The sequence below is a fragment of the Microbacterium sp. USTB-Y genome (genome assembly GCF_023703415.1).
In the GTDB taxonomy this organism is placed as follows: Bacteria; Actinomycetota; Actinomycetes; order Actinomycetales; family Microbacteriaceae; genus Microbacterium.
Window position 1 is genome coordinate 644,836 of sequence record NZ_JAGMTU010000003.1, and the last position, 24,322, is coordinate 669,157.

At 71.6% G+C, this 24,322-nt stretch carries 26 protein-coding genes; 11 read left to right on the forward strand and 15 right to left on the reverse strand.

Features of this window, described 5'->3' with window-relative positions; translation table 11 throughout:
• Positions 1–33 precede the first annotated feature (33 nt).
• Positions 34–618: a cysteine hydrolase family protein gene (locus J8G10_RS10245; protein ID WP_251444026.1), complete on the forward strand. Its 585-nt coding sequence runs from the start codon at positions 34–36 to the stop codon at positions 616–618.
• On the opposite strand, the gene J8G10_RS10250 is transcribed toward J8G10_RS10245, so the two are convergent.
• On the reverse strand, positions 563–1,117 hold the full coding sequence (locus J8G10_RS10250; protein WP_251444029.1) for a 4'-phosphopantetheinyl transferase superfamily protein: 555 nt from the start codon (positions 1,115–1,117) through the stop codon (positions 563–565). The genes J8G10_RS10245 and J8G10_RS10250 overlap by 56 nt on opposite strands.
• Before the next feature lie 63 nt (positions 1,118–1,180).
• On the opposite strand from J8G10_RS10250, the gene J8G10_RS10255 reads away from it, so the two are divergent.
• The gene (locus tag J8G10_RS10255) at positions 1,181–2,677 is read left to right on the forward strand and encodes a glutamate-cysteine ligase family protein (protein ID WP_251444031.1); all 1,497 of its coding nucleotides are present in this window, start codon (positions 1,181–1,183) and stop codon (positions 2,675–2,677) included.
• A gap of 37 nt (positions 2,678–2,714) precedes the next feature.
• Here the strand turns inward: J8G10_RS10255 and J8G10_RS10260 are convergent, their stop codons facing one another.
• The 4 genes from J8G10_RS10260 to J8G10_RS10275 all read right to left on the reverse strand — a co-directional run bounded on the left by J8G10_RS10260 (position 2,715) and on the right by J8G10_RS10275 (position 7,513).
• Complete coding sequence (locus tag J8G10_RS10260; protein ID WP_251444034.1) at positions 2,715–3,473, reverse strand: alpha/beta fold hydrolase; 759 nt, start codon at positions 3,471–3,473, stop codon at positions 2,715–2,717.
• Positions 3,474–4,023: 550 nt separating this feature from the next.
• The gene (locus J8G10_RS10265) at positions 4,024–5,919 is read right to left on the reverse strand and encodes a YhgE/Pip domain-containing protein (RefSeq protein ID WP_251444036.1); all 1,896 of its coding nucleotides are present in this window, start codon (positions 5,917–5,919) and stop codon (positions 4,024–4,026) included.
• A complete protein-coding gene (locus J8G10_RS10270) occupies positions 5,916–6,848 on the reverse strand; it encodes a hypothetical protein (protein ID WP_251444039.1) in 933 nt (310 codons plus the stop codon). The genes J8G10_RS10265 and J8G10_RS10270 overlap by 4 nt, the downstream gene beginning before the upstream one ends.
• Positions 6,845–7,513, reverse strand: coding sequence for a TetR family transcriptional regulator (locus J8G10_RS10275; RefSeq protein ID WP_251444042.1), 669 nt, complete (start codon positions 7,511–7,513; stop codon positions 6,845–6,847). Before J8G10_RS10275 ends, J8G10_RS10270 begins: the two co-directional genes overlap by 4 nt.
• A 204-nt stretch (positions 7,514–7,717) precedes the next feature.
• On the opposite strand from J8G10_RS10275, the gene J8G10_RS10280 reads away from it, so the two are divergent.
• Positions 7,718–8,389: a class I SAM-dependent methyltransferase gene (locus J8G10_RS10280; protein ID WP_251444045.1), complete on the forward strand. Its 672-nt coding sequence runs from the start codon at positions 7,718–7,720 to the stop codon at positions 8,387–8,389.
• A 115-nt stretch (positions 8,390–8,504) separates the two neighbouring features.
• Here J8G10_RS10280 and argG read toward each other — a convergent pair whose 3' ends face one another.
• Positions 8,505–9,953 (reverse strand): argininosuccinate synthase, encoded by a 1,449-nt coding sequence (argG, locus tag J8G10_RS10285; RefSeq protein ID WP_251444048.1) that lies wholly within the window; start codon positions 9,951–9,953, stop codon positions 8,505–8,507.
• A gap of 202 nt (positions 9,954–10,155) precedes the next feature.
• Here argG and J8G10_RS10290 point away from each other — a divergent pair, with 202 nt between their 5' ends.
• The 6 genes from J8G10_RS10290 to J8G10_RS10315 all read left to right on the forward strand — a co-directional run bounded on the left by J8G10_RS10290 (position 10,156) and on the right by J8G10_RS10315 (position 14,576).
• A complete protein-coding gene (locus J8G10_RS10290) occupies positions 10,156–10,416 on the forward strand; it encodes a hypothetical protein (protein ID WP_251444051.1) in 261 nt (86 codons plus the stop codon).
• Positions 10,417–10,432: 16 nt separating this feature from the next.
• On the forward strand, positions 10,433–11,200 hold the full coding sequence (locus tag J8G10_RS10295) for an ABC transporter ATP-binding protein (protein WP_251444054.1): 768 nt from the start codon (positions 10,433–10,435) through the stop codon (positions 11,198–11,200).
• A gap of 55 nt (positions 11,201–11,255) precedes the next feature.
• Positions 11,256–11,567, forward strand: coding sequence for a hypothetical protein (locus J8G10_RS10300; RefSeq protein ID WP_251444057.1), 312 nt, complete (start codon positions 11,256–11,258; stop codon positions 11,565–11,567).
• A 4-nt stretch (positions 11,568–11,571) separates the two neighbouring features.
• Positions 11,572–13,059: a hypothetical protein gene (locus tag J8G10_RS10305; protein WP_251444060.1), complete on the forward strand. Its 1,488-nt coding sequence runs from the start codon at positions 11,572–11,574 to the stop codon at positions 13,057–13,059.
• A complete protein-coding gene (locus tag J8G10_RS10310; protein WP_251444063.1) occupies positions 13,052–13,726 on the forward strand; it encodes a hypothetical protein in 675 nt (224 codons plus the stop codon). Before J8G10_RS10305 ends, J8G10_RS10310 begins: the two co-directional genes overlap by 8 nt.
• Positions 13,727–14,075: 349 nt before the next feature.
• Entirely contained in the window at positions 14,076–14,576 is a 501-nt protein-coding gene (locus J8G10_RS10315) for a response regulator transcription factor (RefSeq protein ID WP_251444066.1), read from the forward strand.
• 473 nt (positions 14,577–15,049) lie between these two features.
• Here the strand turns inward: J8G10_RS10315 and J8G10_RS10320 are convergent, their stop codons facing one another.
• The 9 genes from J8G10_RS10320 to J8G10_RS10360 all read right to left on the reverse strand — a co-directional run bounded on the left by J8G10_RS10320 (position 15,050) and on the right by J8G10_RS10360 (position 22,929).
• Positions 15,050–15,343: a hypothetical protein gene (locus J8G10_RS10320; protein ID WP_251444068.1), complete on the reverse strand. Its 294-nt coding sequence runs from the start codon at positions 15,341–15,343 to the stop codon at positions 15,050–15,052.
• 66 nt (positions 15,344–15,409) lie between these two features.
• Complete coding sequence (locus J8G10_RS10325) at positions 15,410–16,162, reverse strand: Pr6Pr family membrane protein (RefSeq protein WP_251444071.1); 753 nt, start codon at positions 16,160–16,162, stop codon at positions 15,410–15,412.
• A 67-nt stretch (positions 16,163–16,229) separates the two neighbouring features.
• A complete protein-coding gene (locus J8G10_RS10330) occupies positions 16,230–17,555 on the reverse strand; it encodes a hypothetical protein (RefSeq protein WP_251444074.1) in 1,326 nt (441 codons plus the stop codon).
• Positions 17,549–18,421, reverse strand: a complete 873-nt coding sequence (locus J8G10_RS10335) for a hypothetical protein (protein WP_251444077.1) — start codon at positions 18,419–18,421, stop codon at positions 17,549–17,551. Before J8G10_RS10335 ends, J8G10_RS10330 begins: the two co-directional genes overlap by 7 nt.
• Complete coding sequence (locus J8G10_RS10340) at positions 18,418–19,527, reverse strand: VWA domain-containing protein (protein WP_251444080.1); 1,110 nt, start codon at positions 19,525–19,527, stop codon at positions 18,418–18,420. The genes J8G10_RS10335 and J8G10_RS10340 overlap by 4 nt, the downstream gene beginning before the upstream one ends.
• Positions 19,524–20,510: a VWA domain-containing protein gene (locus J8G10_RS10345; protein WP_251444083.1), complete on the reverse strand. Its 987-nt coding sequence runs from the start codon at positions 20,508–20,510 to the stop codon at positions 19,524–19,526. The genes J8G10_RS10340 and J8G10_RS10345 overlap by 4 nt, the downstream gene beginning before the upstream one ends.
• On the reverse strand, positions 20,501–20,992 hold the full coding sequence (locus J8G10_RS10350) for a hypothetical protein (protein ID WP_251444086.1): 492 nt from the start codon (positions 20,990–20,992) through the stop codon (positions 20,501–20,503). Before J8G10_RS10350 ends, J8G10_RS10345 begins: the two co-directional genes overlap by 10 nt.
• Positions 20,976–21,932: a DUF58 domain-containing protein gene (locus J8G10_RS10355; protein WP_251444089.1), complete on the reverse strand. Its 957-nt coding sequence runs from the start codon at positions 21,930–21,932 to the stop codon at positions 20,976–20,978. Before J8G10_RS10355 ends, J8G10_RS10350 begins: the two co-directional genes overlap by 17 nt.
• A gap of 31 nt (positions 21,933–21,963) precedes the next feature.
• Positions 21,964–22,929: a MoxR family ATPase gene (locus tag J8G10_RS10360; RefSeq protein ID WP_251444364.1), complete on the reverse strand. Its 966-nt coding sequence runs from the start codon at positions 22,927–22,929 to the stop codon at positions 21,964–21,966.
• Between the two features lie 460 nt (positions 22,930–23,389).
• Between J8G10_RS10360 and J8G10_RS10365 the strand changes: the two genes are divergently transcribed.
• Both J8G10_RS10365 and J8G10_RS10370 read left to right on the forward strand, forming a co-directional pair.
• Entirely contained in the window at positions 23,390–23,965 is a 576-nt protein-coding gene (locus J8G10_RS10365) for a helix-turn-helix transcriptional regulator (protein ID WP_251444092.1), read from the forward strand.
• A complete protein-coding gene (locus J8G10_RS10370; RefSeq protein WP_251444095.1) occupies positions 23,962–24,315 on the forward strand; it encodes a hypothetical protein in 354 nt (117 codons plus the stop codon). The genes J8G10_RS10365 and J8G10_RS10370 overlap by 4 nt, the downstream gene beginning before the upstream one ends.
• The last annotated feature ends 7 nt before the right edge of the window (positions 24,316–24,322 follow it).

The following is a 24,322-nucleotide window of genomic DNA, read 5'->3' on the forward strand; positions in this document are numbered from 1 at the left end:
GTCGTACCTGTCTAATGGTCGAAGGGACCTCGGATGACCACCGCACTCCTGCTCATGGACTTCCAGAACGGCATCGCCGGACACTACGCCGAAGGCGGCTCCGATGTGCTCGTGCACGCGCAGCGCGCGCTCGCCGCCGCTCGCGCCGCGGGCATCCCCGTCGTCTTCGTCCGCGTCGCCTTCCGAGAGGGCTTCCCCGAGGCGGCCGCACGCAACAAGGCCTTCGGCGCGATCCGCCAGTCGCCCACGGCACCGTACATGGGGGAGGACGCAGAGGCCACGCAGATCGTCGCCGCTCTCGCACCCCTCCCCGGAGAGCCCGTCGTCATCAAGCGGAGGTACGGCGCGTTCGCCTCCGACCTCGACGTGCTGCTGCGGGGGTTCGATGCGACAGACCTCGTGCTCGCCGGCGTCTCGACGAGCGGGGTCGTGCTGAGCACCGTGCGCCACGCGGCCGACCACGACTTCGGGCTCACGGTGCTCTCGGACGCCTGCGCGGATCAGGATCCGGAGGTGCATCGGGTGCTGCTGGAGAAGGTGTTCCCCCGTCAGGCGGACGTGGTCACGGTCGACGAGTGGGTGTCGGGGCTGAGCGGCGGCGACGCAGGGCGAGGCTGACGACGAGGTCGGGACCGGCGGGGACCGGCAGGATCCGGAACGCACCGCCGCCGGGCACCGACGCGACTCCGTCCGGCGCGAACAGCACCTGATCCGGGGGTACGAGCAGTCCGCGCCCGTCGGCCTTGAGCACGGCCTCGATCGCCGTCCAGCCGCGCAGGTCCGGGGCGTCCGCGGGTGCGAACAGCGCCGTGAGATCGAGCGTGGTGTCCGGGACCTCCGCGTCGATGCCGAGAGCGTCGACCTCCCGATCCGGGGCGACCGCCACGACCACCCAGGGGTCCGCGTAGGCGACGCTGGCGTGCACCGGAGCGGACGGCAGCACCGGCCGTCCGTGCGCTCCGCCGCAGACGGGACAGCGGTGCTCGATCCTCAGGTCGGAACCCGGGGCGAGCTCGGCGGCCAGCGCGCGGATCAGGGTGCTCGCGGTCTCGCGGCGGTCGTCGGGGGCCGAGCGCGCCCAGGCGACGCGCACCCCCTCGACCATCGTCTGCTGCACGGGATCAGCGTAAGGCGGAATCTCTCCTCGACGCGGCGGGCCCGGGGCGAGTAGCTTCTCGCCATGGGAGACCACGTCGACGAACGGGTGTTCACCCGTCAGGACCGCACGGAGTTCCGCGAGAAGACCGCGCGCTGCCTGGACGCGCTCGCGATGATGCTCGCCGACGGGCAGTTCGAGATCGCGGAACCGCGGCTCGGTCTGGAGATCGAGCTCAACCTCGTCGACGGCGCCTGCGATCCGGCGATGGCGAACGCCGCGGCGCTCGACGCGATCGCCGACCCGGCGTTCCAGACCGAGCTCGGTCAGTTCAACATCGAGATCAACGTCGAGCCCCGCCCCCTCGCCGGACGCAGCGTCACCGACCTGGAGCACGCGCTGCGCGCCTCGCTGAACGCGGCGGACGAGAAGGCGCGCAGCACGGGGTGCGGCCTCGCCATGATCGGGATGCTGCCGACCCTCGACGAGCATCATTTCACCGGGGAATGGCTGTCGGCGGATCCGCGATATGACCTGCTCAGTCAGCAGATCCTCGCCGCCCGGGGGGAGGACATCGAGCTGCGGCTCGACGGACCGGCGCTCGGCGACGGCGCCGAAAGGGAGACGCTCGACATCGTCTGCGACACGATCCTGCCCGAAGCCGCGTGCACCTCGGTGCAGCTGCATCTGCAGGTGGATCCCGCGGAGTTCGCGGCGTACTGGAACTCGGCCCAGGCGATCGCGGGCGTGCAGGTCGCGCTCGCCGCCAATTCGCCCTTCTTCGCCGGGAAGGCCCTCTGGCACGAGACCCGGATCCCGCTCTTCGAGCAGGCGACCGACACCCGCTCGGTCGAGCTGAAGAACCAGCGCGTGCGCCCGAGGGTGTGGTTCGGGGAGCGCTGGGTGACGTCGATCTTCGACCTCTTCGAGGAGAACTCGCGGTACTTCCCCGCGCTGCTGCCCGTCAGCACCGCCGAGGATCCGTTCGCCGTGCTGGCGCGCGGCGGCACGCCCGCGCTCGCCGAGCTGCGCATGCACAACGGCACGGTCTACCGCTGGAACCGTCCGATCTACGACGGCAACGGCGACCGCTACCACCTGCGGCTCGAGAACCGCGTGCTGCCGGCCGGTCCGAGCATCGTGGACGTGCTCGCCGATGCGGCGTTCTACTACGGGCTCGTGCACGCGCTCGCGCAGGCCGATCGTCCGCTGTGGACGCAGATGACCTTCGACGCCGCGGAGGAGAACCTGCACGCCGCGGCGCGGGACGGCATCGAATCGCGCCTGTACTGGCCCGAGCTGGGCGGGATCGGCCCGCGCGAGCTGGTGCTGCGGCGCCTGCTCGCCCTCGCCTCCGAGGGGCTGGACGGCTACGGGGTGGATCCGGTCGAGCGCGACCGCTATCTCGGGATCATCGAGCAGCGCTGCCTGACCGGGCGCAACGGCGCGGTGTGGCAGCGTGAGAACGTCGCCGCGCGCGAGCGCGCCGGGGCCACCCGGTCCCAGGCGCTGCACGGCATGCTCGCCGACTACCTGGAGCACATGCACACGGGCGATCCGGTGCACACCTGGGAGCACTGACCGGCCGGCGTCGGGTGCACGCCGTGTGCCGCGCGCATCAGAGCCCTGCGAGGAACTCCCGGATCCGGTCGGCGGCGGGGCCGGCATCGCGGATCATCGTCTCGTGCCCGCATCCCGGGATCTCTGCGAACTCGCCGCGCGGGATCGCGTCGGCCACGGTGCGGGTCCACACCGGCGGGCAGACGGGGTCGCGCGCGCCGCGCAGGACGAGGGTCGGCACGGCGATCCGCGGATAGACCTCGTCGGGGTCGTGCGTGACCGTGGCGCGGATCTTGCGGATGATATGCGGGCCCGCCCGCAGGTACTCCCGTACGCCGCGCGCCACGACGCGGGGGTCGATCGAGGCGGTGTCGCGGAGGAAGCGCAGCGCCTGCCGCGCCACACGACGGGCGCCGGCGTCGACCGTCGGCGCCGCGAGCACCACCGCCCGCACCCGGTCGGGATGCCGCACAGCCAGCTCGGCCGCGACCTGGCTGCCCATCGAGTGGCCGATCACGGTGACCGGCGGCACGCCCGCTGCCGCGAGGTGCGCGGCGATCAGGTCGGCGTGCCCCGGCATCGTGAGCGGACGTCGGGGCTCCGGAGCCGCGCCGAACCCGGGGAGGTCGACGGCCACGACCCTCCCGTCGAGCCTGCGCGCCAGATCGGCGAAGACGCTGCGACCCATGCCGAGACCGTGCACGAGCAGGAAGGCGTCGGACCCGGATCCGGCGTGTTCGGCGATCAGCGTCGACGAACCGTCCGTGAACGCCAGGACGTCGCCGTCGAGCGCCGGCGTCAGATCGGGAGTGCTCACCTCACCACCTCATCACATCCGGCGGAGGACGAGCCCTACCGACCCGCGCCGCCGGCCCGCGCTGCCGGCCCGCGCGCCCGCGGCGCATGCCGAATTCAGGCCAGACTCGCGCGGAGACCCGAAACAGACGGCCGGGGCGCCCTTACGCGGACGTCCAGCCTGAATACGGTCGGCCGACGGCGGGCCACCGACGTCGCCTGGACCGCCTGAGGATCCGGCCGCCGGCCCCACCCGCCCGAGCCGGTCACCGCACGCACCCGCGCCGAACTCAGGCTGGATTCTTGCGCCGCCCCGGAACGGAGGGCTGAACTGCCGTTTCGCCGTTGTCCAGCCTGAATTGTGCTCGGCCGCGAGTCCGGCGCCGGTGCGGCCACCGCGGTGCCGGCGCCGGGGGCGGCAACCCGGCCGCGCCGCCGGCGCCGCCCACCCGGCCGCGCTGCCGGCGCCGCCCACCTCGCCGCTCACCCGACCGCGCTGCCGGCGCCGCCCACCTCGCCGCCCACCCGACCGCGCCGCCGGCGCCGCCCACCGTGGCGGGCGGCGCCGTGCCTCAGCCGATCAGGCTGGGCTGCAGGTCGCGCAGGGTGCGCTTGTGCGTCATCCTCGTCACGCCGATCATGGCGATCAGCAGGGATCCGACCAGCCAGATCCCGAGGACGCCCAGATCGGTCATCGCCCGGCCCACCTGGCCGCCGTACATGAGCTGGCGCATCGCGTCCACGACGTAGCCCATCGGCAGCACGTGGTGCAGGGCGGTGAGCGGCGTCGGGAGCGTCTGCCAGGGGAACGTGCCGCCCGCTGTCACCAGCTGTAGCACCATGAGCACGAGCCCCATGAACTGCCCGACGGATCCGAGCCACACGTTCAGCGCCAGGATGATCGCGGCATAGGTGGCCGAGGCGAGCACCATGATCCCGAGTGCGCCCCAGCCGTTCTGGAACGTGAACCCGAGCGCCCACGCCAGCACACCCAGCAGGCCCAGCATCTGCAGGGCGCCGAAGGCGGCGGGCGTGAGCCACCCCGCCAGCGTGATCCGGATCGGCGAGTGCAGCGCGGTCACCGCGCGCCGTGAGATCGGCTTGATGATGAGGAACAGCGCGTAGATGCCGATCCAGCCGGCCAGCGCCGCGAAGAACGGCGCGAGGCCCTGACCGTAGTCCTTCGCCGCGGCGACCTTGTCGCTCGACACGTCGACGGGGTTCGCGATGGTCTTGGCCTGCTCGGACCGCAGCTCGGGGGTGGACGCGGGGATCGCGTCGACGCCGGCGGCGAGGCCGTCCCGCAGGGTGACGATGCCGTTCGCGAGCGTGCCGAGGCCGTCGTGCAGCGCCTTCGCGCCGTCGCGCGCGCTCGCCGCGCCGGAGCTCAGGGTCGCGGCGCCCGATGCCGCGGTCTGGGCGCCGTTCGCGAGCTGCTGCGACTTGTCGGCGAGCGTCGCGCTGCCCGACGCCACCTGGGCGCTGCCGTCGGCGAGCTGGTCGATCTTGCCGACCGCGCCCTGCACTGTGTCGTTGCCGCTGCGGAGCTTGTCGCCGAGCGGATCCAGCTTCGCGAGCACCGCGTCGATCTCGGACGGCGAGAGTCCGCGGTCGGCGAGGGCGGCGGCGATGTCGCTGCGCACCTGGGGCAGGGTGTCGGTCGCCTGCTGCACGAGGGATCCGGCCTCGTTCGCGTACTGCGCGATCTGCTGGTTGCCGTCGCTCACCTGCTGCGCGCCGTTCGCCAGGGTCGCCGCGCCGTCGGCGAGCTGCTGCGAGCCGTCGGCGATCTGGGCCGTGCCGCCCGCGAGCTGTGCGGCCCCGTCGGCGAGCTGGGTGGTCCCGTCGGCGAGCTGACCGCTGCCGGAGACCGCGGTGTTCGCTCCGTCCGAGAGCTTTCCGGCGCCGTCGGCGGCCTCGCCGAGCTTGTCGCGCACGTCGCTGAGTCCGGTGAGCAGTTTGTCGGCCGCCTCCTGGCCCACCATCTCGGCGACCGAGCGCCGGATCTTCTCGACCGCGCCGGATCCGATCGACGACGCGAGGTAGTTGTTGGCGTCGTTCGTCTCGAGCTCGATCCGCGCCTGATGAGGGCTCGTGCCGGAGGAGGACAGTAGCGCCTCGGAGAACGTCTTCGGGATCGTCACCGTGAAGTCGACGTCGCCGTTCTTGAGCGCGGCGCGTGCGGCCGGGGCGCTCAGGCGCTGCCAGTCGAACGCCTTGCCCTCGACGAGGTTGTCGGCGACCTTCTCGCCGTAGTTCGTGGTGGTGTCGCCCGACGTGGCGCCGGTGTCCTCGACCACGAGACCCACCGGCACCTCGGTGAACTTGCCATACGGGTCCTGGTTCGCCCAGAGGTAGAGGCCGCCGTACAGGATCGGCACCGCCATCAGCGCGATCAGCGCGATCACGGCCATGGGCGACGCGGTCAGCCGGCGGAGCTCTGCGCCGATCATCGCGGGGATCTTCATCGCTCGGCTCCGTTCTCGGTCTCGGTGGGGGTGTGGGCTGGGGGATCCTGCGGGTCGTCGAGCGAGGACGGCGGGTCTTCCTCGGGATCGAGCGAGGGCGCCGGGTCTTCCTCGGGGTCGTCGAGCGAAGACCCCGCAGGCGCCTGAGACGAAACGCGCCGCTCGTCGGGTGGCGGGGTCTCCTCCCGCTCCGGCTCCGCCGGTGCCTGCTCGACGTCCACCGGGGGCAGCAGGTCCTCACTCGGATCCGCCGCCATCACCGCCGTCGAGCCGGTCACGTCGGCGAGCGGACGCACCGGCACCGTCGCGTTGGACGGATAGTCGGTCTCGAGCGCCTCCGGGAGTCGCTCGATGACGGCCGCCGCGGATCCGCCGACGATCACGAGCACGGCGAAGCCGCGCTCGGCGAACTCCGCGGCGATGCGCCACCATCCCTCGGGGCGTCCGCCGTGGCGGTCGGGGGAGACCAGCACGAACCCCTCCACGTCGTCGCGCAGCACGGCGAGCTCGGCCATGACGCGCACGCGCACGGAGGGCTTGATCGTGCCGATCGGCTGCGTGGCGAGCTCGGCGAAGCCGATCTGCTCGAGCCAGCGCCGGGCGTGCAGCGGGGTGGCGGGGAGACCGGCGAACATGAGCTCCTCGCCCACGACCGCGGCGAGCGTCACTCCGGGGTGCGGGTCGCTGACCTCGGGGGCGTCGACGAGGGCCATCCGGCGCCGCAGGTCGCGGTCGTTGCGGGTGCCGTCGATCGTGACCTCGCCCGTGTCGGGCCGCATGCGGCCCGTGGCGATGAGCCCCAGCACCGTGGGCCGCAGCTCGGTCTCGGCGAGCACGAACCGGGCGTGGCCCGTCTCGATCTCGAGCGATGTGGTGGGCAGCGCGTGGCCCTTCTTGCCCTTGCTGACCTCGTGCACGGCGATCCTCATGCGCGGCCCTCCTCGGCGGGAATCGTGGCAAGCGTATCGGGCGCGACGGTCGCCGCGAGTCCCGGGTGGGAGGCGAGCAGCGCGTCGATCTCCCGCCAGCCGAGGCCGGCGATGCTGAGCACCGCCCGCACGGCGATGCCCGCGGCGACGGGCGAGGAGGCGTCGGTGCGGGTGACCACGGTGCGTGCGCTCTCCTCGATGAGCCGGGCGAGCGTCGGTGCGGTCATGTCCTGCCGCAGCTCGCCGTCGTCCTGTCCGCGCCGCACGAGCGCGGCCAGCACGCGCCGCAGCGGGGCGAGCGCGGCCGCGGTCTCCTCGACGTGCGCCTCGTCGAGGGCGATGGCGGCGGCGACCTGCACGTGAGCGGCCTCGCGCCACAGGTCGGCGGTGAGCCGGGCAAGCGCGATGCGGCTGTCGGCATCGTCGACCCGCTGCGCGATCGCGTTGAAGCGCGCCGCCCCGGCGGAGACCAGCGCGTGCACGAGCGCGGTGCGATCGTCGAAGTGCCCGTACAGGGCGCGCCGGCTCAGGCCGGCTGCGCGCGCAATCTGGTCGACGGAGGCGTGCGGGTCCGCGGCGAGCGTCTGCGAGGCGGCGGCGAGGATGCCGGCGCGGTTCTCTGCGGCGTCGCGGCGCTGGCGCCGGGGAGCGGTCGTGTCTGTCACAGCACAAGTGTACCGCTAACTTGCACAGTTCTGTGCAAGTTACGGAGATGGACCGGCTCCGGGACGCCCCGGGGCCCGACCGGTCGCGCCGCTCGGCCGGTCGGAGGCCCCGGATCTTGTCGCAGGCCAACACCCGTTGTGGCGGAGGACGATCTTGGACTCGAGCGGGCGCGGGTTCAGGGATCCGTTGCCTACCGTGGAGCCGTGATCTCCATGGATCCAGGGCGGTCGGGCTTCGGCGTCTCGTGTCGGGCGGGCCGCGTCGCCGGGGCGGTCGGACGCAGGTCCGTCACGTCGACCCTTCTCGCGGTCCTCATGGCGCTGTTCCTCGTGGGCGGATCCGCCCTCGGGTCGCAGGCCTGGGCGCTGCACGCCGCTCTCGTGCTCGCCGCGTTCGCCGCCGCGGGCCTGCTGCGATCGTTCTGGTACACGAAGGGGCCGGGAGGGGTGCTGCTGTGGGCGCGCCTGATCGGCGGAGTGCGCCTGCAGCACGATGCGCGCATCCTGACGGTCGGAGCGACGCCCGATCACGTGGGTCTCATGCTGGCGTCGCGTTTCCCCACGGCGACCACGACGATCGGAGGGACCACCTCGTTCGCGGGCGGATGCCGCCTGCCGTACCGGGACGGGCAGTTCCAGCTCGTGACGCTCCAGCTGTCGAGCATCCCGGATCGCGCACGTGAGGAGCTGCTCCGCGAAGCGGCGCGGGTGCTCGCGCGCGGGGGGAGTCTCATCGTGCTGGACTACGGGCGCGCCTCCCGGGACGAGGTGCTCCTGCGCGCGTGCGGTCTCCGTGTCCGGCGCGTGCGCCCCGGGCCGCGGGGGCGCCCCGGTGGTCTGCTGGTGCCTCCGGCCGCCGTGGTGGCAGCAGGGTGACGCCGCCCTTCCCCGAGGATGCCCGGAGTTCCCGGCGCGGGGCGGGCCGCTGTCGACCCGCTCCGGGGGCGGCGAGCGGGAACCGGTCGTTCACGGCGGCCGATGCCGCCCGCGGTCAGTCGGTGCCGGAGTCGAAGGCCGCGCCCTCGCTGGCCGCGTCCACGGCGTCGGCGAGGGCCTCCTCGGTCTCGGCGAGGGTCGTGCCCTCGACCGACTCGGTGATCTCGTTCGCCTCACCCGCGGTCACACGGCCGACGAGCTCGCCCGTCGCGCCGCCGACCAGGCCCAGGCCGGCGTACTGCTCCAGACGCGCGCGCGAGTCGGCGATGTCGAGGTTGCGCATCGTGAGCTGGCCGATCCGGTCGACCGGGCCGAAGGCGGCGTCGCCGACGCGCTCCATCGACAGCTTCTCCGGACCGTAGGACAGGTTCGGCGAGACGGTGTCGAGGATCGTCCAGTCGTCGCCGCGGCGGAGGCGGATCGTGACGGTGCCGGAGATCGTGGATCCGACCCAGCGCTGGATCGACTCGCGCAGCATGAGCGACTGCGGCTCGAGCCAGCGGCCCTCGTACATGAGGCGGCCCAGACGGCGGCCCTGCTCGTGGTACGTGGCGAGGGTGTCCTCGTTGAGGATGCCGTTGACCAGGCGCTCGTAGGCGATGAACAGCAGCGCCATGGCGGGCGCCTCGTAGATGCCGCGCGACTTCGCCTCGATGATGCGGTTCTCGATCTGGTCGCTCATGCCGAGGCCGTGCCGGCCGCCGATCGTGTTCGCCTCCATGACGAGCGCGACCGGATCCGTGTACTCGACGCCGTTGATCGCGACCGGGCGGCCGGTCTCGAACGTGACCGTGACGTCCTCGGTGTCGATCGCGACGGACGGATCCCAGAACTTCACGCCCATGATCGGGTCGACGGTCTCGAGCGAGACGTCGAGGTGCTCGAGGGTCTTCGCCTCGTGCGTGGCGCCCCAGATGTTGGCGTCGGTCGAGTAGGCCTTCTCGGCGGAGTCGCGGTAGGGGAAGCCGTGCGCGACGAGCCACTCGCTCATCTCCTTGCGCCCGCCCAGCTCGGTGACGAAGTCGGCGTCGAGCCACGGCTTGTAGATGCGCAGGCGGGGGTTGGCGAGCAGGCCGTAGCGGTAGAACCGCTCGATGTCGTTGCCCTTGTAGGTGGAGCCGTCGCCCCAGATGTCGACGCCGTCCTCCTTCATGGCGCGCACGAGCAGCGTGCCGGTGACGGCGCGGCCCAGCGGCGTGGTGTTGAAGTAGGTCTTGCCGCCGGAGCGGATGTGGAACGCCCCGCAGCTGAGGGCGACGAAGCCCTCTTCGACCAGCGCGGTCTTGCAGTCGATGAGCCGCGAGGCCTCCGCGCCGTACTCCAGCGCGCGGCCCGGGATCGAGGCGATGTCGTCCTCGTCGTACTGACCCAGGTCGCCCGTGTAGGTGAAGGGCACGGCGCCCTTGTCGCGCATCCAGGCGACCGCCACGGAGGTGTCGAGGCCTCCCGAGAAGGCGATGCCGACGCGCTCGCCGACGGGCAGGGACTGGAGGACCTTGGACATGGGATCCAGTCTATCGGCGGCCCTGGACCCGATGACGGCGAGGCGGGCGGGCGGGTTCTTTTGCCCGGGTACCTGATAGTTTGACGAAGGGGCGACGAAAGTCTCACCGGTCGAGACGAATGGGCGAAGCGGCTCCGTCGCGTCGATCCCTACTCTGCAGATGCAGCCCATGGAGGGGTGCAGAGAACGGAGGGAGGGTCGTATGTCTGTGATGGAAGCGACCGCACTGCTGCAGAATCGCGTGGCCGAGGCCGTCGCGGCGGGGGAGGAGCGGATCCGAGGTCTGCTCGTGGTCCGTCGGGACAGCTACGTCTGGCTCATCGTCATCGCGATCGCCATCGTGATCGCGTTGGGGCTGATGACCGCGTGGTTCATCTACTGCCGCAATCAGGGGGGCTGGCCGGCACTGGACATGCCGTCCTGGACGTCCGGCGGCACGTGGAAGGTCTATTGCGCCTCCTAGGCGCGAGGTGACGGCGATGGCGGCGGAGGCGGTGCTGAGCGCGGAGGCGCTCGTGAAGAGCTACGGCTCGCGGACCGTGCTGGGGGACTTCTCTATGGAGGTCGGTCCGGGGCGGATCCACGGGCTGCTCGGGCCGAACGGCTCCGGCAAGACCACTGCGCTGCACATCGTCACCGGGCTGATCCGCCCGGATCGGGGCCGCGTCCGCATCGTCGGCGTCGACGTGCAGGACAAGGCGAGCCGGAGAGGGGTGGGATTCGCTCCCGACGACCTCCCCCTCCCCGGTGCCCTGACCGGCGGGGAGTTCCTCCGGTTCCACGATGCGCTGCGCGGACGGGACGACTCCGCCCGCGCAGCGAGCCTCGCCGAGATGCTCGGCATCGCGGATGACCTCGGCGTCGCCGTCGCCGAGTACTCGCACGGCATGCAGCGCAAGCTCCAGCTCATCGCCGCGGTCATGCACGAGCCGGCGCTGCTCATCCTCGACGAGCCTTTCCGCGGGCTGGATCCCGACGCCGCGCTGGGGGTGCGGCGTCTCCTCCTCGCCTACGCGGAAGGCGGGCACACCGTGCTGGTGGCGACCCATGACATGCTCCGGGCCGAGCGCGACTGCGATGAGGTGACCATCCTCGACCGGGGATCCATCGTCGTGGCGGGTGCGCCGGCGCGACTGGTCGCGCAGACCGACGGCTGCGCGACCCTCGAAGACGTCTTCCTGCGCGTGACGGGTCGCGCGGGCGATGCGGCGCTGCGTGCGGAGCAGCTCGCGTCGGTCTTCCTCTGATCCGCCCGACCGGTGAACGGCAGCCCGCCGTCCGCCGCATCTCGAAAGGAAGTGCATGCCGATGCCCTTCGGCCTCAAGGTCCTCCTGCATTGCCTCACCGGTCTCGTGCTCGGCGTGTGCGTGATGTTCATCGCCATCGCGGCGGCCCTGGCGATGGCGTTCAGCACCGCCGGAGACGTCGTGATCCCCGGGGTCATCAGGATCTGGCGTTCGGCGGAGAACAACGCGACCGCGCTGAACTTCGTGCCGCAGCCGATCGGCATCGGGGTCGGGGTGCTCGTCGTCGCCGCGCTGTACGTCGTCATCCGGACGCTCGCCGGGCGGAGGTCCCGCCATGCGCGGCAGCAGGCGGAGAACGCGGGGTGACTCCGTGCGCGAACTGAGCATGGTGTCGGCGGTCGTCCTGAAGCTCTGGGTCAGGGAGGTCGCGAAGATCCTCGGGACGACGACGCGGACGGTCACGGTCGCCGCCGGGAGCTCCGTCGTCGTCATGCTGCTGTTCGGGCTGGCGCTCGCCCTCATCGCGGGCGCGCAGCTGGGATCCGCGATCTCGCCGGAGCTGCGGCTGTCGCTCGTGAGGACGTCGTTCGCCGCGGCGGCGATGACGGCGGGGATCGTCGCGGTGGTGCTCTGCTTGGCCGCGCCACCGAGGACCGCGTTGCAGAACTCGCTGGATCTCCTTCCGGTCGGGCGGGGGAGCGCCCGCCTCGGGCAGCTCGTGCCGGTGCTGGCGATGGGTCTCGTCTCCAGCGCGGCCCTGAGCAGCACCTCGGTGGTCGTCCTGGTGCGGACGAGCCCGGATCCCCTCGGCATGGCGCGCGGCCTCGTGCTCTACGCGCTGCTGCTGCTCAGCATGATGCTCGCCGCGGTCGCGGTCTTCTCCGGCCTGCAGTCCGTCGGGATGAAGCGGCTGCGGCTGCCGCTCCCCTACGCATCCACGGTGGCGGGAGTGCTGACGTTCGCCGGTGTGCTCGCCGTCGCGGCACCCGACATCCTGGCGCTGCGCCGCTCCGGATCGGGGGGCGACGGGATCGGCGAGCTGCTGCCGTCGCGGGTCTTCGCCCGCACCGCGGTGGCTCCGGACGGGTGGTCTGCGGCGCTCGTCGTGCTCTGGATCCTGGTGGCGGCCGGCCTGCTCTGGTTCGTGTCCCGTCACCACGTGCCCGGGGCTCCGCGGACCTCAGTGCGACTGCTCCGCGGCACCCGTCCGCTCCGTCGTACGCCGTGGTGGGGTCAGCTCTGGGCGGAGGGTCTGATCGCGATCCGCAACCCTCAGTTCGTCGTCGCCGCACTCATGCTGCCGCTCGGGGCGGCGGCCGTCTGGGTGCTCGCCGTCACCGTCCCCGCCGCGGGGATCATCGTGCCCGCGCTCGCCGGAGCGCTGCCCGTGCTGCCGTTCGTGCTGGCGGTGCATGCGGTGGGGCGCACGATCCGCACCCACTGGGTAGCGCGGCTGGCGGGCGGCGATGCCGTGCCGCTGCTGTGGCCCAAGGCGCTCGCGGCGGCGCTCTCCGGAGCCGTGCTCGGTGCGCCGATCCTGCTCGCGGTGCTGCTGCTGGGCCTCGTCCCCGCGATGCAGCTCCCCGACATCCTGCTGCGGTGCGCCCTGGGTCTCGTCGCGGGCCTGCTCGGCGGCGCCGTGGTGCCGTACAGCGAGGAGCAGCCCCTGTCGGCGACCGCCGCGGGGTTTCTGGTCGCCCTCATCTACATGCCGGCGACGCTCGCGGCGGGCTGGGTGTCGACGGTCGCCGCGCCGGGAACGGATCGCGTGATCGTGCTCGCGGCGATCGTCGTGCTCGCGGGCCTCTTCGCCGTCGTCGCCGTGCGCCAGCGCGTGCAGGACCCGGCGCGTGCTTGAGGTCCGCCGCATCACCCGGAGCGGGGTCGGCGAGGCCGATGGCTTCCTCGAGTGCCCGGCGCTGGGACTCCGGATCCGGGAGTCGGATCCGGAGGCGGTCGCTCTCGGGCTCTGCAGCGACGAGCTCTTCGTGCACGTCGCCGGACGCCGCTGGCGGCTGCCGCCCTGGTTCACCACGCGGTCGCGGCGGCTGCCTTCCGGCGTCCTGGCCGCGGCCGGGATGTGCCTGCGGTTTTTCGCCGCGGGGATGGGGCTGATCGGGGCCGTACTCGCGGCGGCGCTCCTCGTGGGGGTGTGCGCGGGGTTCCTGGCCCTGATCGCGCTGTCGCTGACGGGCCTCGCGCTGATCGGCTCGGTGCTGGTGCACGAGCTCGGGCACGTGCTGGCGTATCGGATCCTGGTCGGCAGGACGGCGCCGGCGGTGCTGACGGTGAGAGGTGCGTCGTGCCGGGTGGTGCGGCTCTCGGGTCGCCGTAGCGCCGACCTCCGGGTCGTGCTCGCCGGGCCTTTCGCGCCTCTCGTCGCGGCGTCCCTCGGCTGGCCGCTGTTCGCCCTGGCGCCGGCGGCCGTGCTGATGGTGACCCTGATCGCGGCCGGGCATGTGGCCGGGCTCGCGCTCCCGGCCGGCGACGGCGCCACCCTCCGGGCCATCATCCGCGGCCGGTGAGTCCCGCGGAGCGCGGGCGGCCCCGCTCGACGGGGGCGCGGTTCCGCGGGCGGTGAGTCCCGCGGAGCGCGGTCTCGCAGGCGGCGCCGACCGTTGTCCACAGGGACGGGTTCCTCCCCTTCTCGCGGTACAGATGCCTGTACTGTGAGAAGGGGGTTCCATGAACGTGGATACCGAGTTTCGAGACGCGCCGATCGTCGTGGTCTCAGGCAATGGCTTGATGGCATCCGGGCTGTCGACGATCCTTTCGGCCGAGTTCGGCCGATCGGTCGAACAGAGGGGGTCGATCGGGGACGCGACGGCGATCTGCCGCGATCGCGGCGATCGGAGTGGGGATCCGCCGATCATCGTGTTCGATCTCACGCGCGCCGGCGGTCCTGATGAGGAGATCCTCGCGGCGCTCGCCGCAGCGACGTCCGTGGCGCGCGTCATCGTGATCGCACCGGCGGAGCCGTTCGGTCGCGTGCGGGAGCTCTTCGAGGTCGGCGTGCAGGGGGTGGTCGGAAGCGACGCCGACCCGCGCGAACTGGTGCATGCGATCGTCGAGGCGGCCGGGGGCAACGTCATCGCGTCGAGGCGGGTGCTGCGCGACCTCGTGGATCACGTGGTGCACTGCCCGAGTCGCGCCGTCGCGGCCGACCGCGCCGACCTGGACTCGCTGGCGCCGCGGGAGCGCGAGATCGTGCGGCAGCTGATGCGGGGCATGACGAACCGTGAGATCGCGGCGAATCTGCATCTCTCCGAGGCGACCGTGAAGGCCCATCTGGGTCGCGTCATGACGCGGTGGCAGGTGCGCGATCGGCTGCAGGTGGTGCTGCGCGCGCTGGGCCGGATCCCGGAGCGGATCTGACCCCGGGGTTCTGGGCCCGCGTCGTGGGCCCAGGCGCGGCAGGAGAAGCTTCCGGGACGGGGCGGATTCCGATCCGGGTCAGCGTCGGGAATGGATTCGTGCCGGCCGTGGATCGGATCTGCGGGGGCGGTGGATCCGCTCGGGTCGCGATAAGTGTCCTTCCGGTGGCTGGGGAAGCGCCGAAACTGCGACCTGAAGGGAGGAATCGCGACCTGAAGGGATCGGCCGGGGCGCTGGATCCGCTCGGGTCGCGATAAGTGCCCTTCCGGTGGCCGGGGAAGCGCCGAAACTGCGACCTGAAGGGAGGAATCGCGACCTGAAGGGATCGGCCGGGGCGCTGGATCCGCTCGGGTCGCGATAAGTGCCCTTCCGGTGGCTGGGGAAGCGCCGAAACTGCGACCTGAAGGGATCAATCGCGACCTGAAGGGATCGGCCGGGGCGGTGGATCCGCTCGGGTCGCTGGCGGAGCCGAGTCAGATCAGGCGGACGTCGACGCCGAGGGCGGCATAGGTCGACATCGCTCGACGATCGCAGGAGAGCAAGGTGATCCCGACCGTCCTGGCGGCCACGCCGACCAGCCCGTCTCGTCGTAGACGGCGCTGCCGGCGATCCCCGCTTCGGCGAAGAGCGGCACGGCGCCCCACGGCGATGCTCCGCGGAAGGGCGACGGAGGCCGGAAACTCCCGAGAGATCAGTCGTGCGGCATGCGCGGCCGTCAGTTTGCTCGAGCCGGGGAGACGAGTCAGCACGGAGAACGTCTCGACCATGGGTGTCCGGCGAGGCCGAGGACCAGGGCACACGCTCCCGGGGTGGGGAATCGGCGCGCGGCGCGGTCAGCTGCCGCGCTTGCGCGAGACCCAGACCACGCCGGCGCCCACGGCGATGATCGCGACGGCGATCGCCGCGATGTAGACGGCGACGCCGCCGTAGCCGCCGACGTTCGCCGGGTCGAGGAAGGGGTAGGGGTACCAGCCGCGGGCGCCCGTGCGGGGGTTGATGATGAGGTTCGCGCGCACGAGCGTGTACACGGCCCACACGATCGGGAAGATCGCGGTGACGCCGACGACGCCCCAGCCGAGGCGGCGTCGACGCGGCGCGAGGAGCACGTCGGCCAGCATCAGCAGCGGCCCCACCACGTGCATCATCTCGTTGGCCCACTCCACGGTCGAACCCTGCGGGAGTTCGATGCCACGCAGGAGGGTGTTGTAGACGATGCCGGTGACGATCATGTAGGTCGACCCGCACGCGAGCAGGATCGCGATCCCGCGCGGCTCCGGCTCTTCCGAGAGGGTCCCCGATGCTCCCGAAGGGCGAAGGCTCCACCCCGCCACGATCACGAGCATCACCGCGGCCCAGATATTCGACTCGATCGTGAAGAAGCTGAGGAAGTTCGCCACGATCGTCGGGAGGTGGGATCCGTAGGACGTCGTCGACTGCAGCGCGTTGCCCATCGTCACGACGAGCTGGTTGATCACGGCGGCCAGGATCGCGGCTGCCCCGACCAGCCGCACGATCGCCCACGGCCTCGTGGCGATCGCGAATCGGGCGGGACGGGACGCGGCGCCATCGGGCGCGGGGGTCTGCATTCCTTGACGATAGCGGGGAGGGACGCGCCGTGCGCCTCTTCTCATAGGAGAGCGCAGGTCCCGGCGCTCACGGGTACTTCGTGAGCGCCTTCTGGAACTCGGCGGCCTTCTTCTCGCTCAGCATGTAGCGGCCGACGATCGCGAGCTGCAAGCCCTCCAGCGGCTCTCCGGTGCGCTGCGACGTCTGCTCGCGCGACGCGCGGTACTCGCCGGTCACGTCGTTCGCGAGGTCGGTGATGTCGGCGTAGAACCAGCCCGGATCCGGTTCGTCGTCGCTGAACCACTCCCAGTCCACCTGGGTCTGAGGCGTCGCGCCGCCGTACATCTTCGAGATCATCGTCGGATCCACACCGCTGGCCGGGTCGTTGAACGCGACCATGCCGCGCCAGCCGTGCTGCACGATGATCGACTCGATCGTCTGCATCACCTCGAGCTTGTGGGCGTACCCGGTGACGGGCGTCGTCGTCGCCCAGGTGTCCGAAGCGAACCGCACGAGCATCGACTCGCCGCCGTAGCCGTTGCGCTCGGGGCGCTCCTGGGCGTCGGCGGACTTCACCCACTGCAGCCCGTACTTCGCGGTCAGCTGCGTGCGCACGTCGGTCATCGTCTCGTCGGCCAGCGCCTGCAGGCCCTCCAGCGACTGCTGGTTCAGGAACGTGCTCGGATCCTTGTCCTTGATGCCCGGGTACCCCTCCCAGAGCTTCTGCTTCTCGGTCTTGTGCCCGTCGTAGGATCCGGTCGCGGCGACCCGCACGGCGCTGAGCGCCCCCATCGTGCCGACGTTGAGTACGAGGGAGATGGTCAGGGCGATCGCACCGAGCGCACGGCCGGCCCGGGTCGCGACCGCGGCGACCGCGAGGCCCAGCACCACGAGCTGCAGTACGAGCATGGTCGCGCCGAGGAAGGCGTCGGCCGCGCCGATCGCAAGCAGGATCAGGGACGTGATCACGAAGACGATCGACGCCGCGAGGGCGATCCAGCCGAGGGGGCTCCGCTTCTTCTGCGACGGGGTGCGCGCGCCGGGGCGCCGCGTTTCGTCTCGGTCGCCTGCGGCGTCCTCGCTCAACGACCCCGGGAAGGGGGCCGGGCCTGCGGTGGTGCTCGACGCCCCCGGGAAGGGGGCCGGGCCCGCGGTGGTGCTCGACGCCCTCGGGAAGGGGGCCGGGCCTGCGATGCCGTTCGCCGACCCCGGGAAGGGGGCCGGGCCTGCGGTGCCGTTCGCCGACCCCGGGAAGGGGGCCGGGTGGGTGGCGGTGCTCGACGACCCCGGGACCGGCGCGACCGCGGGACCGAGCAGCGCGCGGCGCGCGCCGCGGTAGCCGCCGGGAGGCGGCATCGGCGGAGCGCCGGTCGAGTCGGACACGTACCGGGGCGGATCGCTGCGCTCTACCATGGCTTGTCCGTCCCGCTGCTGCCGCCGTCGTCGGTGCCGTCCTGCTGGTTCTGCTGTCGCTCCTGCTCGCCCTGCTGCAGCTTCTTCTGCAGTTCGTCGAGCTTGCTCGGGTCGGGCGTCGGCTGCTGCGGGTCCTGCTTCTGGTCGGGGTTCTGCCGCGGATCCTGCTGCTGCTTCTGCTGCTCGTCCTGCTGCTTCTGCTGCAGCCGATCCTTCTGGTCCTTGTTCGACTGACTCATATCGCGCTGCGGATCCGGGGACTGCTGCTGCGCCTGCTCGCTGTCGCACTCCTTCGGGCGTTCCGCGTTCACCTGCAGCGCCTGGGCGTAGAACTCCAGGGCCGTGACGTGGTCCTGATCGTCGGCCGCCGCGTCGCCCTCGCGTTCGAGCACCAGCGCCAGGTTGAACCGCACCGCGCACACCTCGAGTCCGTGCGCGAGCTTCAGCGACTCCTCGAACTTCTTCTGTCCCGCCGCGAGCTTGCCCGACTCCGCGAGTCCCACGCCCTGGTCGAACGGCGCCTTGTAGGGCTCGAACCAGTTCGCCGGGTTCAGGTTCTCCGCCGCGCTCACCGACCCGGTGTAGTCGCCCGCGACGTACGCGGTGATCGACTGATAGGCGAAGGCGTACAGGCTCACCAGCTTTCCGACGAACAGCACGGCGACGAGGATCAGCGGGAGCGAGCACCAGGCGATCCAGCGGCGCACGGCACGGCGACGCCGGTTCGCCGCGAGGAGCAGCGACGGGACATCGCGACTCCGACCGAGCGGCGTTCCGTCTCGGTCGCATGCGGCATCCTCGCTCGACGACCCCGGGTGGGGGTGCTCGCTCGACGACTCCGGCGGGGTGGGGAGGACGTGGCTCATGCGTCACCTCCCTGCCTCGGTCGCACCGAGAGCCCGCGCATCCGCAGGATCAGCATCGTCGCCCGGGTGATCTCGGCGCACAGCAGCGCGGCGATCACGAGCGCGACGATCCAGCTCAGGTCGGTCGGCTGGGTGAGCGGGTCGTCCTCCCGGTACGCCGTGGTCGAGGTCGGCGCAGGCGGCAGCTGCGCCTTCTTCTCGGCCGTGCGATGCTCGTAGCCCACGCCGAGCTCGCCCGCGATCTGCTGCAGGTTCTTCTCGTCGATGCGGCTGAGCGCGTCGGATCCCTGGTACTGGATGTAGTCACCGGAGCCCGAGAGCGCGCCCGTGGTCTCCCGCATCGGACCGCCCTTCGCCGTGCCGTAGCCGAGCACCTCGCCGCCGGAGACGAGCTTCTTCGAGGTCGCGAACGACTCGGGCGAGGTCGAGACGGTCTGCTCGCCGTCGCCGAGGTAGAAGACCATCCGCGCGCGGTCGGGTGCCGCCTTCTGCGCGCTCTGCAGCGTCTGCGCGAGCAGCTGGTTCGCGATGCCGATCGAGCTGCCCTTCGACTGCCGGGTCACCTCGGGCTGCAGCACGTCGACCGCCGAGATCAGCGCGCCGGTGTCGGTCGTCAGAGGGAGGCGCAGCACGGCGTTCGCGTCGAACGTGATGAGCGCGAACCGGGCGCCGGGGTAGGCCTCCGCGATGCGGCGCACGTCTTCACGCACGCCCGCCAGGCGGGTGGTGTCGCCGGCCGAGGCGGTGGATCCCTGCGCGCCGTCCCAGTCCTCGGCGACCATGCTGGCGGTGGTGTCGACGGCGATCACCACATCCGTGGCCGACGCGAGGGTGCGCACCTGACCCCCGGGCACGCTCGGGCGCAGCAGCAGCACGCCGCAGGCCAGCACGAGCAGGATCCGGAGGATCCACAGGACCGGGCCCGCGCCGGCCCCCGCCGACGACCGCGTCTCGTCTCGGGCGCGCTCCGCGCGTCCTCGCTCGACGACCCCCTGCTGTGCGCGTCGGGAGGAGACGCTGCGCACGAGCATCCACACCGCGGCGCCCAGCACGGGCAGCACGAGGAGGATCACCAGGAACGGTGCGATGACGGGCTGGAGGATCACAGGCGCACCCTCCACAGCAGCACGACGAAGCCGAGGGCGAGCACGATGAGCGCCGCGATCCACAACTGCGGCACGTCGGTCCAGATGACGGTGGCCTGTCCCTTCAATTGGGACGCCTCCTGCTTCTGCACCTGCGCGATGATGTCGCCGACGGTCGTGGTCTCGCGCAGCGCATAGGCCTTGCCGCCCGTCACCGCGGCGGCGTCGGCCAGGCCCTGCGAGCCCTGCTGGTCGATGCCGTCGACCGGATTGATCGTGTAGACGCGGATCTTCTTCGACGCCGCGTAGTCGGCCGCCTCCGGCAGTGTGACGATCGGGGATCCGTTCAGCTCGTTGTCGGTGGCGAGGATGATCGAGCGTGCGCGCTGCTGGTCGGCGTGGTCGAAGCGCATCACACAGGAGGCGAGGCCGTCGCCGATGAGCGAGGCGCCCACGCCGTTCATCGTGCCGACCCACTGCTCCGGCACGGCGGTCGAGTAGTCGAAGCCCTTCATCAGGCTGCGCAGGCGCTCTCGGATGAACGCGTAGTCGTCGGTGAGAGGGAAGACCTGCACGGCCGAGCTGTTGAAGATCGTCAGCCCGATGCGCTCGCCCTTGAACCCGTCGGCGAGCTTGTCGAAGATCGACACGATCTCCTTGTCGACATCGGTCATGGATCCGGAGACGTCGAGGCACAGCATGATGTCGCGATTGGTCGACACCGGCTGGATCGTCTTCTGCGCCACCGGTCGCGCCGCGACCACGCCGGCGAGCACCACCGCGAGCATGCCGAGGGCGACGATCCCCGCGAGCGCCGCCTGGCGCCGCCGCACCGCGCGACGGAACGCCGGCAGCGCGCGGATGCGCTCGGCCCGGGCGATCGGGGCGCCGTGGTCCGCGGATCCGCCACCGCGCCCGCGCAGCCCGAGCAGCACGCCGAGCGCGATCGCGAGCAGCAGCGCGCCGGCGATCGCGAGCAGGATCCAGGCGTTCGCTAGTACCACGTCGTCACCACCGTGCGGGCGGCCTCGGCGCCGACGAGCGGGTCGATGGGGGCGGTGCGCCGGAAGATGCTCGGATAGTAATTGCGCCCGATCGCGTCGATGAGCGCGGGGTGCACGCCGAGGCGCACCAGGTCGTCGAGCGCTAGCACCGGCGCCTCGATGCCGCTGTACTCGTTGACGAACCCGCGCACCGTGCGACTGAGATCGAGGTTGGCGCGACGGGCGTCGGTGACCCCCGCGCGGTAATCGGCCTCGATCTGCGCGATCGCCCCGAGGTACTCCTGGCGCAGCACGGTCGCGACGTCGGCGGTGAGCGCCGGCACCGGGACCGGGGAGGCGGCCACCGGGATCGCGCTGCGTGGTCGGGTCAGCACGATCACGAGCCACGCGGCTCCGGCGAGCAGCACGAGCACGCCGATCGCGAGCAGGATCCAGCCCCCGCCGTACTGGGCCGGCGGGTACAGCTCATCGGTGCCGGACATGAGACCTCGCATCCAGCATCGCGAGGAGACCGGCGACCGCCTCGTCCTGTGCTCCGAGGGCGACGTGCGTGATCTCCAGACGCCGCAGCAGCTCCCGCGTGCGCGCGGCGTCGGCGGCGTCGGCCGCCTGCAGCTCGGCGGCGAGCTCGGCGTCGCCCTGCAGGAACTCGGGGATCGCCCAGTGCGAGGCGACGTCGCGACGTGCGCGCTGCGGGACGCGCGGCGACGCGCTGCCCGCGGGGGCGTCGAGCGAGGACGCGGCGCGCGAAGGACCGGCTGGGCGCGCTGCGAGCACCGGATCCGCGTCGTGCAGGGCGATCCAGAGCACGTCGTGCTGCACGCGCAGGCGCCGCAGCAGCCGCTCCGTCTCGTCGGACACCGGGGCGTCGTCGGTGACCACGACGACGATCATGCGCCGGGAGATCGTGCGCGCGACGTACGACAGCAGCGCGTCGCGGTCGCTCGGGACGGAGGCGGCGTCGACCGCGCGGTCGATCTGGCGCAGCGTGTGCTCGAGCGCGGCCTCGCTGCGGCCGATCTCGCGCCGGCGCACCCCGTCGGCGTCGCCGTTCACGAGGCAGAAGTCGTCGCCGTGCCGCAGGGCGAGCAGCCCCAGCACGCCGACCGTGAGGATCGCCAGATCCTTCTTCGGCCGCTCGTCGTGCGCGAGAGCGGCCATCGAGAGCCCGGTGTCGACGACGAAGAGCACGGTGTGCATGCGGGTGGCGAGCGACCGGCGCACGACGGCGGAGCCGAGCCGCGCCGTCGCCTTCCAGTCGATGTCGCGGATCTGGTCGCCGTATTCGTAGGCGCGCAGGTCGTCGAAGTCGAGGCTGTGCCCGCGCAGCAGTGACGCGTAGGCGCCGTCGAGCGCGTGCGTCGACTTGCGCGTCGAGTCGATGAAGAGCTTGCCCTTCACCGGCGTCAGCAGGCTGGCCATGGTGTCCTCCGGTTCCTGAGCCTGTCGAAGGTCAGGGGGTGGGCACGGCGCCGAACACGGCGTCGATGACGTCTTCGCTGCGCACGTTCTCCGCCTCGGCCTCGAAAGTCAGCAGCACGCGGTGGCGCAGCACCAGATGGCGCAGGTTCCGGACGTCCTCGGGGATCACGTACGAACGCCCGGCGAGCAGGGCGAGAGCGCGCGAAGCCTGCAGGAACGCGATGGATCCGCGCGGGCTCGCACCGTACTTGATGTACCCGCCGAGGGTCTCGCCGATGTACGGAACCGGGTTCCTGGTGACGTAGACGAGCGAGACGATGTAGTTGCGGATGGCCGGATCCACGTACACCCGCGACGCGATGTCCTGCAGCTGCTCGACCTCGGCGAGCGAGATGGTCGTCTCGGCATGACGGTCGGGATCCAGAGCACCGGAGTCGATGCGCGCGAGCACCTCGAGCTCGTCGGCGGGACTCGGGTACTCGACGATCTCCTTGAGCAGGAAGCGGTCCATCTGCGCCTCGGGCAGCTCGTAGGTGCCCTCCTGCTCGATCGGGTTCTGCGTGGCGATCACGAGGAACGGGCGCGGAACCCTGTGGATCTCGCCGCCGATCGTCGTCTGCCGCTCCTGCATCGCCTCGAGCATCGCCGACTGCGTCTTGGCGCTGGAGCGGTTGATCTCGTCGAGCAGCACGAAGTTCGCATGCACCGGACCGAGCACTGTGCGGAAGGATCCGTTCGCCGCGTCGTAGATCTGCGTGCCGGTGATGTCGCTGGGCAGCAGGTCGGGCGTGCACTGGATCCGCTTGAAGTCGGCCTTGACCGTATCGGCGAGGGTGCTCGCGGCCGTGGTCTTGGCCAGGCCCGGCACGGACTCGAGGAGGATGTGGCCGCCGGCCATGAGCGCCAGCAGCAGGCTGGTGCGGAGGCGCTCCTGGCCCACCATGCGGGCGGAGTACGCCTTCGACACGATGTCGAGGATCTCGCGGGCGCGGGCCATCTCGGCCTCGGTCGGGGCGGGCTTCGGCTCGGTGGGCACGTCGGGCGTCGCCGGGGCGGTGGACGCCGGCGGGACGGAGGGGGCGGCCGGAGCGGAGGGCGCGGGGGCGGCGCTCGCCGCTCCGGGCACCGGTGCCGTCGGGGCTGCGGGGGGAGCGGAGGGCGCGGCCGTCGCGGCGGCCTGCTCGCGACGCGTGCTCGGTGCGGGCGGCATCGGCGGCGCCGGAGGGATGATCGGGGCGCCCGTGGCCGCGGGCGGAGGCGGCGTCTGCGCGGCGAACGATCCCGCGTCGTTGTTCTGGCTCACGTGCAGCTCCCCCTGGTCCGTGTCGCGCGTCGACCACGCGCACCTCTGCCAGCGTAACCGCCGAGGCCGCGCCCGCCGCCTGTGCGGCATGGGGAGGACTCCCCATGAGACCAGCGGGGAATGGTATTATCGAATTCGATCATAGGGGGTGATGATGGACGCCGAAGCGCTACGGAGGGCGCGCCTGAATGCGGGGCGGAGCCTCTATGACCTCGCCTCCGTGTCGGGCATAGCTGCCAGCAACATCTCGGCCATCGAGCACGGGCGACGCCTTCCGACGATCGGGACGGTCGATCTGATCGCCTCCGCGATGGGTGTCGAGTTCGTGCCGGTTTCCTTGCATGGGCGTGCGACCGTCGCCCGTGCTTCGGCGGAGATCATCATGCAGGAGGAATCTGCCCCTGCCGTCGCGTATCGTACGTTTCTGCAGATCGCCGACGATCTCGCCGCAGTCAATGCGTTCCAGCGCGTGCTGCTTGCGGCCGAGGAACCTCTGCGCACGCGATCTCGATGGGATGACGCCGTTGCGGGGCTTGTCGAATGGCGACTGGGACAGGTCGATGCGCCGCTTCCCGATTGGCTGGCCAGACGAGAAGCGGTGGACCGGGGCTGGTGGCAGCCGCAACGTACCGAGACTCCGCTCGCACTGACCGCCGATCCGGATCATGTCCCGGAGCCACTGCGCCGACGAAGGATCCTCATCGAGGAGGAGGAGTTCGCGAGTCTATGAGCGAGATCCTTCTTTCCCGTGCCGACATCATCGACGCCCTGACCGAACTGGTGAGCGAGTTGAGGGCTGATGGCCGGCGGTCTCACATCCAGATCGTCGGAGGTGCGGCGATCGCATTGACGCTGAATGCGGACCGCCGAGCTACGCGTGACGTCGATGCTCCCGCGACGCCAGCGGAAGCGGTTATCGCGGCTTCGGCTCGCGTCGCGCAGGCGCGGGGCTGGCCTGACGACTGGTTCAACAACGCGGCGGAGCAGTTCGTGCCGGCCGGCTTTGGTCGGGCCGCCGAGTGGCGGACGGTCCATGATGACGGCGTCGTGCGGATCGATGTGTCGTGCGGATCGATGTAGCGTCCCC

Excerpts from the sequence above, each read along its gene's own strand:
- J8G10_RS10335 (WP_251444077.1), bottom strand. The coding sequence starts at position 18,421 with ATGAGCCACGTCCTCCCCACCCCGCCGGAGTCGTCGAGCGAGCACCCC.
- J8G10_RS10360 (WP_251444364.1), bottom strand. The coding sequence starts at position 22,929 with ATGGCCCGCGCCCGCGAGATCCTCGACATCGTGTCGAAGGCGTACTCC.
- argG (WP_251444048.1), bottom strand. The coding sequence starts at position 9,953 with ATGTCCAAGGTCCTCCAGTCCCTGCCCGTCGGCGAGCGCGTCGGCATC.
- J8G10_RS10300 (WP_251444057.1), top strand. The coding sequence starts at position 11,256 with ATGCCGATGCCCTTCGGCCTCAAGGTCCTCCTGCATTGCCTCACCGGT.
- J8G10_RS10265 (WP_251444036.1), bottom strand. The coding sequence starts at position 5,919 with ATGAAGATCCCCGCGATGATCGGCGCAGAGCTCCGCCGGCTGACCGCG.
- J8G10_RS10255 (WP_251444031.1), top strand. The coding sequence starts at position 1,181 with ATGGGAGACCACGTCGACGAACGGGTGTTCACCCGTCAGGACCGCACG.
- J8G10_RS10365 (WP_251444092.1), top strand. The coding sequence starts at position 23,390 with ATGGACGCCGAAGCGCTACGGAGGGCGCGCCTGAATGCGGGGCGGAGC.
- J8G10_RS10245 (WP_251444026.1), top strand. The coding sequence starts at position 34 with ATGACCACCGCACTCCTGCTCATGGACTTCCAGAACGGCATCGCCGGA.
- J8G10_RS10350 (WP_251444086.1), bottom strand. The coding sequence starts at position 20,992 with ATGTCCGGCACCGATGAGCTGTACCCGCCGGCCCAGTACGGCGGGGGC.
- J8G10_RS10320 (WP_251444068.1), bottom strand. The coding sequence starts at position 15,343 with ATGGTCGAGACGTTCTCCGTGCTGACTCGTCTCCCCGGCTCGAGCAAA.
- J8G10_RS10295 (WP_251444054.1), top strand. The coding sequence starts at position 10,433 with ATGGCGGCGGAGGCGGTGCTGAGCGCGGAGGCGCTCGTGAAGAGCTAC.
- J8G10_RS10290 (WP_251444051.1), top strand. The coding sequence starts at position 10,156 with ATGTCTGTGATGGAAGCGACCGCACTGCTGCAGAATCGCGTGGCCGAG.
- J8G10_RS10330 (WP_251444074.1), bottom strand. The coding sequence starts at position 17,555 with ATGGTAGAGCGCAGCGATCCGCCCCGGTACGTGTCCGACTCGACCGGC.
- J8G10_RS10370 (WP_251444095.1), top strand. The coding sequence starts at position 23,962 with ATGAGCGAGATCCTTCTTTCCCGTGCCGACATCATCGACGCCCTGACC.
- J8G10_RS10355 (WP_251444089.1), bottom strand. The coding sequence starts at position 21,932 with ATGGCCAGCCTGCTGACGCCGGTGAAGGGCAAGCTCTTCATCGACTCG.
- J8G10_RS10270 (WP_251444039.1), bottom strand. The coding sequence starts at position 6,848 with ATGAGGATCGCCGTGCACGAGGTCAGCAAGGGCAAGAAGGGCCACGCG.
- J8G10_RS10325 (WP_251444071.1), bottom strand. The coding sequence starts at position 16,162 with ATGCAGACCCCCGCGCCCGATGGCGCCGCGTCCCGTCCCGCCCGATTC.